We start from the raw sequence: 12,743 nt of genomic DNA on the forward strand, positions 1-12,743 counted from the left end.
GTCGGACACCACCCACCCCAGGGTTCCGCCCGATCACCAGATCGGGCGGAACCCAACTCCCACGCGCGAACGAGCGGGTCGCGGTGCGGCGGCGTGGAGCGCCCGATGCCCACCGTTCGGCGACGGCCGGCTTTCCGCAGAGCACTGGGGGGAGCCGCGGTCGAATCGCAGGCCTGAAGTCCGGCGCGGGCGGGGGAGGGCTTGGCTGGTGCTGCTCGGGACGGCTCAACGTGCAGGTGCAGATGCAGGCGCAGGTTTGCACCTGCCGTAGCGTGATGTGATCAGGTGGAGCTGTCCTCAGTTCGTCTGTGAAAGGTCCTTCACTGATGCCCATGTCCTTCTTCGTGTCGCGTCAGGCCAAGATCGGTGACGTGGCGGCCCTGGTGGGCACCACTCCGCGGGCGATCCGGCATTACCACGATAGGGGCTTGATCCCCGAGCCCGGACGGGGCGGCGACGGCCGCCGCCGCTACGGCTTCCAGGACGTGGTCCGGCTGCTGTGGATCAGGAAGATGGCCGACGCGGGAATCGCCCTGGACGACATCCGTGACGCCTTCACCACCACCGTGGCCGGTACAGGGACCGGGACCGGGACCGTTGAAAGTGAAGGGGACCGCGTAGAGGCCACCTTGGCCCGGTTGGAGGAGGCCCTCGCCGCCCGGGAGGCGGAGCTTGCCCGCCAGCGGGCCCGCGTGCAGCGGATGCGTGCCGAGGGCAGCCGGATGGGCCTGCTCTCCGAGGCAGTCACCAGCCGTCTGAAGAACCTTCCCGAAGGCTCGCTGCGTCACGCGGACCTGGACGCCCTGCTCGTCACCGAGCGGGTCTTCGGTCCACTCGGCGCGACCGTGCAGGCATCCCGGTTCATCGCGCTGGCCACCCATCCCGAACTTCGGGCCGAGTCCGACCGCGTGGACGCCGGTGAGGAAGCACTCGACGACACCGTCGCCGTCGACGACCCGCGTGTCGCCGAGACGGCCGCCCAGCGCCACGCCTTCGAGGAGAAGCTGCTGACGGTGATCGAAGAGTCCGGGATCGCGGAGGAGGAAGCAGTCCTCCTCGACGCTCTGGACACCGTTCACCCCGCGGGCGCCGGAGACACACCGGAGCCGGATGCCAAGGACGGCGGCATGAGCGCCTTCGAGGCAGTCACCAAGCTGCCCCACGACTTCTCCCCGGCCCGAGTGCGCTGCGCGGAAATGGCCCAGGAACTCGCCATCCGCGACTGAATGACGTGAGAGAGACATGCCCCCTCTGGACGCCAGCCCCGGCATCGGCCGTCTCGCCGCTCGGGTCCGTACTCCCAGATTGCGCGTCCTGCGAGATCGGCGAGGCCGCCTGACCTCCCCCCGACAGCAACCGCGGCCAGACGCCCGCCCCCTGATCGGGTCGGCTCGCAGCCGTACCCGCTCAGGTTGGAGGGAGCCCGAACTTCACCGTCGTGATGCGATCCCGCTGCCCACGGTCGAACACCACCACGGAGCTGGTCCCGGGGACCCTGGCCAGATCACCACGATCGAGCTGCCCCAAGAGCCTCGCCAGCCCCCGTTGGTGAAGGGCGAACACCCGTTGCGACGCCATCCGCCGACGAGCTCGCTGACCCGACAGGGCCTCTTCAGGACCGACGTCCAGAACCACCATGTGCAGGGGACGTCCGGCCCCGCGTGCGGTGCGGGCCAGCCACCAGCGCATCCAGCTCCTGCTTCCGCAGTCGTGGATCAGCAGGGGACCGCCGCAGCGCAGCTCGTCACGCAACCAGCTCATGTGTTTCAGCCGTGCCGCTGGCCGGTAGAGCGCATAGGGAAGCCATGCCGGCATCCACGCCTCGAACGACGAGCGTGTGACGCGGGGATCGACCACACAGGCGGAACCGGACCAGGCACGCAGCAGGGTGCTCTTCCCACTCCCGGGAAGCCCGCAGACCACGACCGCCGCGTCGAACGGGTACGAGAGCCGTACATCCCGCCCGGCAGCTCCGCGCAGATCAAGTACTCCGCGCGGAGCTGTGAGAGGGCTCGGGCACGGGCCGTCGACCCGGTCGGGAGCCGGCCGGGATATCGGCCGGCTTCCGGTCGGGTCGGTGCTGATGGGTCTACTCACAGATGCAAGCCGTCCGTACGAGGTCCAGAGACCTTCGACAGTACGTCACCCCCTGGCCTTCGGGTGGAGGCGTACGACGGACTACGGGTCCACGCCAGGCGGACCGGATCGCCGGCGCCAGTGGTTCGATCCGGTCTCACTTCGTCGGTGTCGTCGACCCGCAGGAAGAGGTGGGTCAGGTCGTTGCTGTTGACCAGGATCTCCTGGAAGTGGTGGCGGTCGCTGACGACTCCGCGGCGTTCCTTGAAGATCCCTTCGATCATCACGGCGTTGCGGCCCAGGAAGAGGTCCAGCGTGGCAGCCGCCAGCATGTCGAGGACTTCGGGCCATCCGCGCCGAATCCCCCTGCCTTCCGCAGAACCTCTTGCGGGCCGTTGAACCCTTCCAGGGCGCGTATCGAGTCGACGCTCGGGGGCGGGTGCGGCACGTGGAGCCGACGTGAGCCGACCGGTGCACTGATGTCCGGGCGGGGACCCATGCGACATGGCCCGGCGCCCCGGCTCAGGTTCCCGGGAGGATACGGCGCGTCTCGTAGGCCCACATCGCGATCTCGACCCGGTTGCGGGCGCCGAGTTTGGCCATCAGGCTGGCCAGATGCGTCTTCACCGTGCTGAGGCTGATGTGCAGTGCATCGGCGATCTCGGTATTGGTCAGCCCGCGAGCGACGGCGAGGAGCACCTGCTCCTCGCGGGCGGTGACGGGGGAGACCGGCTGGGCCACGGGCCGGCCGGCGGGCAGGTCCGCGAATGCCTGCAGCAGACGGATGGTGACGCTGGGCGCGATGAGCGCCTCACCGTCGGATGCCGACCGTACGGCCTGGGCCAGAAGGTCCGGTCCCGTGTCCTTGAGGAGGAATCCGCGGGCGCCGGCACGCAGCGCGCCGTAGACGTACTCGTCGAGGTCGAACGTGGTGATGACGACCACGGCCAGCGGGTCGGCGACGCCCGGGCCAGCGACCAGCCGGGTGGCCTCGAGCCCGTCGAGTGCGGGCATGCGGATGTCGAACAGGCAGACGTCGGGGCGCAGTTCGCGGGCCAGACGCACCGCTTCCCGCCCGTCGGCGGCCTCGCCGACCACCTCGATGCCGGGCTGGGCGTTCAGCATGATCCGCAACCCGGTGCGGATGATCGTCTGGTCGTCAGCGACGAGGACGCGAATGGACACCGCTCTCGCTCCGCTCTCTCGGCAGTTCGGCGTCGACATGCCAGCCCCGGTCGGTACCCGGGCCGGCTCGTAGTGTGCCGCCGAGCAGGGTCGCGCGCTCGCGCAGTCCGGTAAGTCCGTATCCGTCGCGACCCCGGCTGGTGCGCCGGCCGTTGTCCCGCACGCTCACCCGTACCGCGTGCCGTTCCGCGGCGACCCGGACGACGAGCTCGGTCGCGTCGACCGCATGGCGCAGCGCGTTGGTCACCGACTCCTGCACGATCCGGTAGACGGCCGCGTCCACGGCCGGGGGCAGCGCGTCCAGTTCGCCGTCGAGCCCCAGGTCGACCCTGAGGCGACCACCCGGGGTGCGCACCAGGCGCTCCAGATCCGCGACACCGGCAGGCGGCGCCAGCTCGGCCCCGACCCCGCGGTCGCGCAGCGCGGCGACCATGGCGCGCATTTTCTCCAGCGTGCGCACCCCTTCCTCCTCGACCCCCTCCAGCGCCTCGACGGCGGCGGACGGGTCGGTGCCCGCGAGCACCCGGCCCGCCTGGGCGATGATCACCATGGCCGACACGTGGTGGGCCACCGTGTCGTGCAGTTCCCGGGCGAGCTGCTCGCGCTCGCGGGAGCGCACCTGCTCCAACTGCCGCTCGCGAGCGGTCACCCGGAACCGCACGGCTGCCCCGACCACGCCGGGCAGCAGCAGGAAGACGAAGCCCACGACCTTTTCGACGACCGGGGTCTGGTCCGTGACGACACACAGCGCGCCGACCGCGAGGATCACCGCGCCGCCCAGCACGATCTCGCGTCCCGATCCCCACCGGGGCAGCGCGTACACCAGCACGAGCACGACCGCGCCGGTGTACAGGCCGACGGGCTCGCGCAGTGCGGCGACGAGCGAGGCCACCGGAAGCAGGATCACCGAGCCGAACGCCAGCGTGACCACCGCCAGCGGGCGGGTCCGGCGCCACAGGGGCAGCAGGCACAGCCATACGGCGAACACCACCGCCACCGGCCGCCACACGACGTTCTCGCGCAGGGTGGCCTCCAGCGCCACACCGGCAAGGCCCGCGGCGAGCAGCGCCCAGTCCCGCCGCACCCGGGCGGGCGCGTCGGGCGGCCGGGGTTCGGTCCACAGGGTTCGCAGGTCGTCTCGGAGCACGGTTCTCAGCTTAGGGACTGCGGCGTGCCGCGCATCGGCCGAAAGGACGGGTCGTCACTCCGCCCGGGGGCCGACGGATTCGCGGCCCGCGGGCCGATGCCGCGGAGCGCCGTGGCGACGAGCCTCGGCATCGGCGGCCGTACAAGGACGGCCGACGAGGTGGTTGGAGGACCCGATGCTCTCGAAAGCCCTGTTGCGCCTGGGCACAAGCGCCGCGCGCCATCCCTGGCGGGTGATCGCGGCATGGCTGATCGCCGCCACGCTCGGCGTCCTCGCCGCCCTCGCCTTCGGCGGGCGGACCGCGGACTCGATGACCGCTCCGGGACTGGACTCCCAACGGGCCGCGGAACTGATCGAGCGGGCCGGCACGGGGCAGGAGGGGATGACCGCCCAAGTGGTCGTCACCCCCCTCGACGACGGTGCGACGTTCTTCGACGACGACGGCGGCGCGCGCACCGCTCTCACGCGGCTGCGGGCCGAGGTGCAGCGGCTGCCGCACGTGCTCGGCACGAGCGACCCGGCGCGGGCACTCGACGCAGGCCGGGACACCGCCGTGCGCGGCGGACTCGTCTCGGCCGACGGACGGATCGCGGTCGTCCGGGTGCAGTACCCCGACCAGAGCCGACTGTCGGCCGAGGACCTCGACGCCCTCGTCGATCTCGGCGACCGGCTGCGCGCCGAGCTGCCCCTGCGGATCGAGATGGGCGGGAGCCTCTTCTACGCCTTCTCCGACCCCGACGGCGGCGCAAGCGAGTTGATCGGCCTCCTCACCGCGGCCGCGATCCTGTTCCTGGCGTTCGGTTCGCTCGTCGCCGCCGCGCTCCCGATCGGCATGGCCGTCTTCGGGCTGACCGTCGGCGTTGCCACGATGACGGTACTGGCGGGGGTGACGGACGTCCCCACCTTCGCACCGGTCCTGGGCAGCATGGTCGGACTCGGAGTGGGCATCGACTACGCGCTGTTCGTGCTCGCCAGGCACCGGGAGTACCTCGCGCGCGGGCTCGATCCACGCGAGGCAGCCGGACGGGCGGTGGCCACGGCGGGGCGGCCCGTGGTCTTCGCCGGCGGCACCGTCGTCGTATCGATCCTCGGCCTGGCGGTCGCGAACGTGCCGTTCATGACGGTGGGCGGCCTGGCAGTCTCGATCGTCGTCCTGACCATGGTGCTCGCGTCGGTGACGCTACTGCCGGCCTTCCTGGGCGCGGCCGGCCCGCGGCTGGGCCGGGCCGGCCGGATCGTCCGGGCACTTCGGGCCGGGCGGTCGGGCCGCCTCGGCCGACGGCGGGACACGGCGGCGGGCGCCGTCCCCGCCGCCGGGTGGGGGCGCTGGGTCGGGCACGTCGGCCGGCACCCGGTGCTGTACGCGGTCGGCGCCGTGGCGCTGCTGCTGACGGCGACGCTGCCCGTGCTGGGCCTGCGCGTCGGCCTGCCCGACGACGGCTCTTTGCCGCAGAGCCGTACTGAACGCCGGGCCTACGAACTCGTTGCCGAGGGGTTCGGCCCGGGCACCAACGGTCCCCTCGTCATCGCCGCGGACCCCGCCGGTGATCCGGGAGTGGTGGACCGTCTCGTCGCGGGGGTCGCGGCGGATCCGGGGATCGCAGCCGTCGCACCGGCGCGCATCGATCGGGCCACCGGCGTCGCGACCCTCGTGGTGTTCCCGACCACCAGCCCTCAGGACGAGGCCACGGCCGACACCATCGCCCGGCTGCGCGCCGAGGTGCTGCCCGCGGCGATCGGGCACGGCCCGGCCAGGGCGCACGTCGGCGGGGCCGCCGCGAGCCTGTCCGATGTGGGCCGACGCACCAGCGAACGTCTGCCGGTGTTGGTCGCCGCCGTGCTGGCGATGTCGTTCCTGCTGCTGATGCTGGTCTTCCGCTCGGTCGTCGTACCGCTCAAGGCGGTACTGCTGAATCTGCTGAGCATCGGCGCGGCCTACGGCATCATGGTCGCGGTCTTCCAGTGGGGCTGGGGAGGCGCACTCATCGGGCTGGAAGCGACGGTTCCGATCGTGTCGTTCATCCCGATGTTCCTCTTCGCCATCCTGTTCGGCCTGTCGATGGACTACGAGGTGTTCCTCCTCTCCCGCGTACGCGAGGAGTACCTGCGCACCGGCGACAACGGCACGGCGATCGTTGAGGGCGTCTCGCGCACAGCCCGGATCATCACCTCGGCCGCCCTCATCATGGTGGCGGTCTTCCTGTCCTTCGCCGTCGCCGATGACCCCTCCACCAAGATGTTCGGGATCGGCCTGGCCACCGCGATCTTCATCGACGCCACGGTCGTACGCATGGTGCTGGTACCGGCGACCATGACACTCCTCGGCCGGACCAACTGGTGGCTGCCGAAGTGGTTGGACCGGATGCTCCCCCGCGGCCCGGTCGGCACCGACGCGGAATCCACGGGCGATGCCCCGCCTCCACGGCTGGTTGACCGTTGACTCCACTCCTGCCCGCCCTTGGCGTCCGGCACCTCAGCGCGTCACCTGGGGGCATTTCGAGTCGTGATCACCGGGTGGTCCTGGCGAGGTCCTTGACAGATCATCGAGGCGCGCAGGTGGAGACCGGCGAGGTAGCTGTCGGGAGTCTTGTCGTACCGGGTGGCGATGCCTCGCCATGCTGTGAGCTTGTTGACCAGGCGTTCGACGGTGTTCCGCTCCTCGTAGAGATCGGCGTCGTGGCTGACGGGTCGGCCACCTCTGGAGCCCTTCTTCTTCCGGTTGGCGGCCTGGTCCTTCTTCTCCGGGATGACCGCCTTGACACGGCGTTTACGCAGGTGGGCGCGGTTTCCGCGGGACGAGGACGCCTTGTCCCCGGCGACCGCGTCCGGCCGGATGCGGGGTCGGCCGACGGGCCCGCGTACCCGTGCCTTCTCCAGGACGGGGATGAACTGCGGGCTGTCCGCCGCCTGGCCTGTGGTCAGGACGAACGCCAGCGGACGGCACTTGCGGTCGGCGGCGAGGTGGACCTTGCTGGTCTCCCCCCTCTGGAACGTCCGAGGAGGGCGGCCTTCAGCCGGAGTTTCCGCCGACGCCGGATGCGTCGTCGTTCTTCCAGCGCGGGATCACTTTCGGCCTCTTGCCCGTTCTGCTCTTCGAGGCCGCCCGCTTTGACCTGGCCTTCTCCTCCTCGGCCGCAGCTTTTCTCCAGGCGGTGACGACGTCCTCGTCGAGGTACATCCCGGCCGCGTCGTGGTGGGCTCGGGCGGTGGTGGAGTCGATGCTGACCAGGAACAGGTCCACCTCACCCCGCTTCGCGGCTTCCGTGATCAGGCCCTCCGGCAGACCCTCGAAGACGCCGGCGTCACGCCACTGCCGGAAGCGGTTGTGGACGGTCGACCAGGCGCCGAACTCCGTCGACATCTCCCGCCACTGCCCGCCCGTCTTGAACCGCCAGATCACGCCCGGCGGTGACCCGGGCGAGGGGCAGCGGCGGGACGAGCGATCGCAGCACGATGCGCCGGGCTCTTGGGGCGTGCGTGATGTTCTGATCAGCTGCTGGGTCCTGATCTCACCTCTTTTTGGGACGGACCCGGCAGGAGATTGGTAGGACGCCCAGGCAACTCGCCGCCGATCAATGGAAGTTCCTTGAGCCCTACCTGCCGATCGGGAGGCCAGGTCCGTACCCCGACCGGCTGCGTGAGCAGTTCGAGGGGGTGATGTGGTGGTTCGTTCCCGCGTCCAGTGCGAGGAGATGCCTGCCGAGGTCGGCCGCTGGGCCACCGTCCGCGGCCGCTGCCGGGTTTGACGGGACGCCGGAGTCTTCTCCGCCCTGCTGGAAGAGAACGGACAGGCCGAGCGATTGCACGTCCGGCGCCGGCGCCGCCTGAAGGAGGCCCTGCTCGACAGGTCAGTCCGGTCGAGGGCGGTCTTTCGCTTCGCCCTCGCGCGCAGCGGTTGCCATGGTGCTCTTGCGCTGTCGGCCCTGGCGAGCCGCATTGACGATGACCTTGATGGCCAGTCCGAAGACGGCCAGGTCGGAGAGCATCTGCCCGGTGACAGCCAGCTGGGCCACCTCGGTTCTGGCCGTGAAGTCACCGAAACCGACGGTGGAGAACACGCTGACGGCGAAGTAGATCCCGTTGGTATGGGAAAGACGTCTGCCGAAGCTGCCGGGAGACTGCGCCGCCATGACGACGTAGGTGGCGGCGAACAGCAACACGAAGAACGGGACGCTGACGGCCAGCGCCTCGATGGCCCGCAGCCACGGGTACCGAGACCGGAGGACCGAGGTGAACTGAACGGCAACCAGAACGGCGAACCCCACCAGACCGGTGAGCAGCATGGCGATGGCGGAACCCATCGAGGAGCGGTCCAGGGGTACCACGTAGTACAGGGCCACCAGTACGGCCCCCGAGCCGACGACACGCAGCGCGGTCCAGATGATCCGGCGGAACGAGGGCCAGTCCTCTGGTTGGTCCTGGGGCACCGTTCCGGTGCCGGCGGTCACGATGGCCGCCGGACGCTGGTGACTGCAGCCGGGGAGCGCGCGCCGTTGACGTGCCGCACGCCGATGCTCACCGGTCCGGGCGTAATGAAGAACGACATGAGGGAGAACACCACCCAAATCGGCCGTCCTCGTGGCCGGAGCCGATGGGCTCTGCCGAAGAACGATGCGGGAGACGGCCAGTATGCCGATCCAGAGCGCGCTGGCAGCGACGGCGCACTGGATCACACCCCCTGCCGCCCTGCTCGACCGGACCAGCAGACGGTCGCGGGGCGGGAACGGACTCGAGAAGGCGCGTGCCGGACCCCCGTTTTCCGAACTGCTCGGCTCCGTCACTCCTCGAACCGCTCCACTTCGGTGAACCCCGGCTTCGCCGCGACACGTACCGAGCGGTCGTTGGCGGCCTGGGTGGAGAGCACCACCGGCTCGCCGGGAAACCCGTCGGTGAACCGGCCGAGCACCGCCGCGCATGCCCGGACGGCGTAGCCGCGTCCCCACGCCTCCGGTAGGGACATGTAGCTGAGGTGAGGTCGCTGCCGACGTCACCGGTACCGCGCCGAGGCTGATCGTCGCACCGGCGGCGGTCAGCCCCGAAACCCCCGGGCGGGGGGCTGACGAGGAGGACCGCAAGGACGCGGTGGTGAGCGCGGGAGAACCCCTGCGGATCACGCCGGGCTCGCGGCGCCTGCCGGCCCGCCCCCCCGGCCTGTCCGGCCGCTCGGTCAGGTCGGCCCCGGCCGGCACAGCCGGCGGCGCAGCACCCCGGCGAACGGGGCCAGGCCCGCGAACCCCAGCGCGAGGCCGCCGCCGGCGAAGACGACGGGGTTGACCCAGCCCGGCACCTGCTCAGTGGCGTCCGGGTCCCCCGGGTACTGCTCGCACACCACCGACACCGGGAGCACCGACCGGGTGACGAGCCGGCTCTCGGGCACCGACGGGTCCCGGAACATCCGGCTCACCCGGCCGTTGCAGACCGACCAGGGATCGGTGGGGTCGAAGCCGGTCATGTGTCCGGACAGAAACGCGAGACCCGCGCAGAACAGCGCGGTGACGGCGACCTGGACGAACACCCAGGCATGCAGAAGGGGTGCGGCCGAACGCAGCCGCACGGCGGCCGCTATGTGCACGGCGAGTGCCACCAGGCAGCCGAGCCCCACCAACAGCACCAACACGAGAAAAACGATCATGAAAGTCCGGGACGCAGGACCCTGCCCCGCGGTTCCCGGCCCGACCGCCGGCCTGTCCGCGCCGGCCCGCCGCCCTCTACTGCCGGCTCCGCGGGGCCCCATGTCCTCCCCACGACACGCCCTGCTGCACGTGCCCCGGCACTCCCGTCCCGTCGGTTCTCGAGACCCGGCGGCCAGGCCTGGCGCCTGTCCCCGGCGTTCAGAGCCGGGCACCGGCGTGCCCGCGGCGAGGGCAACTGGCCGGACAGCAGGCTGTGCTGCAGCCGCCCCTGCGATCCGGCTCGCTGGCCCCGTATGCGTCGACGGCGCCCGGTCGATCAACCGGGGGGCGTGGAGATATCCCCTGCGCTGCGTACGGCCCACTGCCCGACATCTGTTCACCGACGCCCACGGTGCCGTCGACGAGTTGGCCGTGGCCGCTACCGCGGGACCGGCACCGTGGTCGCCGCGTGGGACTGCGGCCCCGCCGGTGGTGATGGCGACGACGCCGCGCCCGACCAGCCGCAGATCGCCCGCCGGTGACCACCGGACGCACCACGCCAGTGCTCCGGCCCATCGCGGGGGCGCTGCGCCCCGTCGAAGTCAGCACGTCGCGAGTGAGCGGCCGAAGGCGCGGGAGGGGAGGGGCTTGGCAGGACGGACACACGACAACGCTCGGCCGGAGCCTTGCGGCTGAGCGTTGTCGCGTACGCGGCGACCGGGCCCACCAGGAGGCGGCCCGCCGCGTGGACCGGACCGTCGCGGCCGTCGCCGCAGCGGTCGCCACCGGCACGGGGTGCGGATCAAGCTGCCGTACGGGATCCGCGGAGGGCGGGCGGCTGCGACGCCAGCTCTATCGCCTCGTCCAAGGTGTCCCGGGATCGGACCAGGTCCATGATCATCCGGTCGATGCGCTCCCGCTCGTGCTGCAGTTCGGTGACGAGTCTGCCGGTCGCCCGTTCCGACGGCCCTCCGTCCGCGTCACGCATGCACGGCAGGAGCTCCGCGATCTTCGAGCTGGGCAGCCCCGCAGCGAACAACGCCTGGATGCGGATCACCCTGTCCACCGCCCACGCCCCGAAGTCGCGGTGCCCGCCGGGCGTCCGCTCGGCGGTGAGCAGACCCTGCTGCTCGTAGTAGCGCAGCGACCGCTCGCTCACGCCCGTGCGCTCCGCCAGCTCCCCGATCCGCATGTCCCCACCCCGCCTGTCGTGCCGTCCGGCCGTGCCCGCCGTGCGGCGCCCTTGAACCTGACATCCGTGTCAGTTCCTACGGTACGGCCATGACAGAGACGACCCTGACTCCCCGCCTGTTCCAGCCCGCCCCGCTCGGCCCGCTCCATCTGCCCAACCGCCTGGTCATGGCTCCGCTCACCCGTAATCGGGCCGGAGCCGACGGCGTCCCCGGCGCCCTGATGGCCACGTACTACGCCCAGCGCGCCTCGGCCGGCCTGATCATCGCGGAGGGCACCACCCCGAACCCTGAGGGACAGACCTACCCGGACATCCCCGCGATCCACGACCCGGCGCACGTGGTCGGCTGGCGGCGGGTCACCAGGGCGGTGGCCGAGGCCGGCGGCACGATGTTCCTCCAGCTCCAGCACGGCGGCAGGGTCGGCCACCCGCGTACCAGCGGACTGGTGCCGGTCGCCCCGTCGCCTGTCCCGCTCCCGGAGACCATCCATTCCCACGGCGGGCGCGTGGCGCCGGCCGTGCCGCGCGAGATGACCCTCCAGGACATCCGGTCCACGGTGGCCGACTTCGCACGGGCCGCCCGCAACGCCGTCGAGGCGGGCTTCGCCGGCGTGGAGGTGCACGGGGCCAACGGCATGCTCCTCCACCAGTTCATGGCGGCCAACACCAACCGCCGCACCGACGCCTACGGCGGTCCGGTGGCCCACCGCGTCCGGTTCGCGGTCGAGGTCGTCCGCGCCGTCGCCGAGGCGATCGGCCCCGAGCGCGTGGGCCTGCGCATCTCGCCGGCGAACACCGTCAACGGCATCGACGAAGGCGAGGAGACGGCCAGCCTCTACCGAGCCCTCCTCGCCGGCCTGTCCGACCTGGAACTCGCCTACCTCCACGTGGAGTTCGCCGACCCTTCGGATCCCCTCTTCGCGCGGATCCGGGACGACTGGCCCGGCACCCTGATGGCCAACCCGGCCCTGGGCTGGCCGGCACCGCTACCCGAAGACGGCGGACGGGCCGCCGGGGAACGGCTGTTGGGCGCCGGAGCCGACCTGATCGCGCTGGGGCGTGCCTTCCTCGCCAACCCCGACCTCGTCGAACGGCTGCGCACCGGCGCGCCCCTGAACCGGATCCGGGAGGAGTACACCATGTACGTGGGCGGGGCCACGGGCTACACCGACTACCCGACACTGGCCGAGATCCCGGCACCGGTGCTTCGCCCCACGACCGACCTCGTCACGATGTCGGTCTCCGGGTAGCGACGGCCGGTGTGCGGGGCGGGCGTCCGCTCCAGGGGGAGAATGCTGGCGGTCCGGTCCGGTCCGGTCCAGGGCCCCGGGCCCCGGGTCGGACGTGGAACGGCCGGGGTCAACCGGGTGTGTGTTGCGTGCCGGTGCTCCGAGGAGTCGAAGAACGCGCCGGCGGGGCGCGAAGGCGGCTACGACCTGCACGCGTCGCCCGGCGGCGGTACCCGGATCCGGATCCTCAACGCGCCCGTGCGGCGCCGGTCCCTCGGTCGATGCAACCCTGCCGGCCGGAC

General features: G+C 71.5%; 10 protein-coding genes and 3 pseudogenes. 4 read left to right on the top strand and 9 right to left on the bottom strand.

The window, feature by feature from the left end; translation table 11 throughout:
- Positions 1 to 326 precede the first annotated feature (326 nt).
- Positions 327 to 1,226, top strand: a complete 900-nt coding sequence (locus ACZ4VL_RS27445) for a MerR family transcriptional regulator (protein ID WP_468204934.1) — start codon at positions 327 to 329, stop codon at positions 1,224 to 1,226.
- 181 nt (positions 1,227 to 1,407) lie between these two features.
- Here ACZ4VL_RS27445 and ACZ4VL_RS27450 read toward each other — a convergent pair whose 3' ends face one another.
- The 4 genes from ACZ4VL_RS27450 to ACZ4VL_RS27465 all read right to left on the bottom strand — a co-directional run bounded on the left by ACZ4VL_RS27450 (position 1,408) and on the right by ACZ4VL_RS27465 (position 4,408).
- Positions 1,408 to 2,097, bottom strand: a complete 690-nt coding sequence (locus tag ACZ4VL_RS27450; protein WP_468204935.1) for an AAA family ATPase — start codon at positions 2,095 to 2,097, stop codon at positions 1,408 to 1,410.
- Complete coding sequence (locus ACZ4VL_RS27455; RefSeq protein WP_468204937.1) at positions 2,094 to 2,408, bottom strand: hypothetical protein; 315 nt, start codon at positions 2,406 to 2,408, stop codon at positions 2,094 to 2,096. Before ACZ4VL_RS27455 ends, ACZ4VL_RS27450 begins: the two co-directional genes overlap by 4 nt.
- Positions 2,409 to 2,598: 190 nt before the next feature.
- Positions 2,599 to 3,261, bottom strand: coding sequence for a response regulator (locus tag ACZ4VL_RS27460; protein ID WP_468204939.1), 663 nt, complete (start codon positions 3,259 to 3,261; stop codon positions 2,599 to 2,601).
- Positions 3,236 to 4,408: a sensor histidine kinase gene (locus ACZ4VL_RS27465; RefSeq protein ID WP_468204941.1), complete on the bottom strand. Its 1,173-nt coding sequence runs from the start codon at positions 4,406 to 4,408 to the stop codon at positions 3,236 to 3,238. Before ACZ4VL_RS27465 ends, ACZ4VL_RS27460 begins: the two co-directional genes overlap by 26 nt.
- Before the next feature lie 175 nt (positions 4,409 to 4,583).
- Here ACZ4VL_RS27465 and ACZ4VL_RS27470 point away from each other — a divergent pair, with 175 nt between their 5' ends.
- On the top strand, positions 4,584 to 6,848 hold the full coding sequence (locus ACZ4VL_RS27470) for an MMPL family transporter (protein ID WP_468204943.1): 2,265 nt from the start codon (positions 4,584 to 4,586) through the stop codon (positions 6,846 to 6,848).
- 41 nt (positions 6,849 to 6,889) lie between these two features.
- On the opposite strand, the pseudogene ACZ4VL_RS27475 reads toward ACZ4VL_RS27470, so the two are convergent.
- Positions 6,890 to 7,811 (bottom strand): annotated as a pseudogene (locus ACZ4VL_RS27475) (IS5 family transposase); the annotation flags it as partial.
- A gap of 137 nt (positions 7,812 to 7,948) precedes the next feature.
- On the opposite strand from ACZ4VL_RS27475, the pseudogene ACZ4VL_RS27480 reads away from it, so the two are divergent.
- A pseudogene (locus tag ACZ4VL_RS27480) lies at positions 7,949 to 8,151 on the top strand (transposase); the annotation flags it as partial.
- 105 nt (positions 8,152 to 8,256) lie between these two features.
- On the opposite strand, the gene ACZ4VL_RS27485 reads toward ACZ4VL_RS27480, so the two are convergent.
- The 4 genes and pseudogenes from ACZ4VL_RS27485 to ACZ4VL_RS27500 all read right to left on the bottom strand — a co-directional run bounded on the left by ACZ4VL_RS27485 (position 8,257) and on the right by ACZ4VL_RS27500 (position 11,212).
- On the bottom strand, positions 8,257 to 8,856 hold the full coding sequence (locus tag ACZ4VL_RS27485) for a potassium channel family protein (protein WP_468204945.1): 600 nt from the start codon (positions 8,854 to 8,856) through the stop codon (positions 8,257 to 8,259).
- Positions 8,857 to 9,185: 329 nt separating this feature from the next.
- A pseudogene (locus ACZ4VL_RS27490) lies at positions 9,186 to 9,377 on the bottom strand (GNAT family N-acetyltransferase); the annotation flags it as partial.
- Positions 9,378 to 9,575: 198 nt separating this feature from the next.
- A complete protein-coding gene (locus ACZ4VL_RS27495; protein ID WP_468204947.1) occupies positions 9,576 to 10,025 on the bottom strand; it encodes a hypothetical protein in 450 nt (149 codons plus the stop codon).
- 797 nt (positions 10,026 to 10,822) lie between these two features.
- Positions 10,823 to 11,212 (bottom strand): MerR family transcriptional regulator, encoded by a 390-nt coding sequence (locus ACZ4VL_RS27500; RefSeq protein ID WP_468204949.1) that lies wholly within the window; start codon positions 11,210 to 11,212, stop codon positions 10,823 to 10,825.
- 89 nt (positions 11,213 to 11,301) lie between these two features.
- Here ACZ4VL_RS27500 and ACZ4VL_RS27505 point away from each other — a divergent pair, with 89 nt between their 5' ends.
- A complete protein-coding gene (locus ACZ4VL_RS27505; RefSeq protein ID WP_468204951.1) occupies positions 11,302 to 12,462 on the top strand; it encodes an alkene reductase in 1,161 nt (386 codons plus the stop codon).
- Positions 12,463 to 12,743: the final 281 nt, after the last annotated feature.

The organism is Streptomyces sp. NPDC029014, from assembly GCF_055564695.1.

Excerpts from the sequence above, each read along its gene's own strand:
- ACZ4VL_RS27445 (WP_468204934.1), top strand. The coding sequence starts at position 327 with ATGCCCATGTCCTTCTTCGTGTCGCGTCAGGCCAAGATCGGTGACGTG.
- ACZ4VL_RS27455 (WP_468204937.1), bottom strand. The coding sequence starts at position 2,408 with ATGCTGGCGGCTGCCACGCTGGACCTCTTCCTGGGCCGCAACGCCGTG.
- ACZ4VL_RS27470 (WP_468204943.1), top strand. The coding sequence starts at position 4,584 with ATGCTCTCGAAAGCCCTGTTGCGCCTGGGCACAAGCGCCGCGCGCCAT.
- ACZ4VL_RS27500 (WP_468204949.1), bottom strand. The coding sequence starts at position 11,212 with ATGCGGATCGGGGAGCTGGCGGAGCGCACGGGCGTGAGCGAGCGGTCG.
- ACZ4VL_RS27505 (WP_468204951.1), top strand. The coding sequence starts at position 11,302 with ATGACAGAGACGACCCTGACTCCCCGCCTGTTCCAGCCCGCCCCGCTC.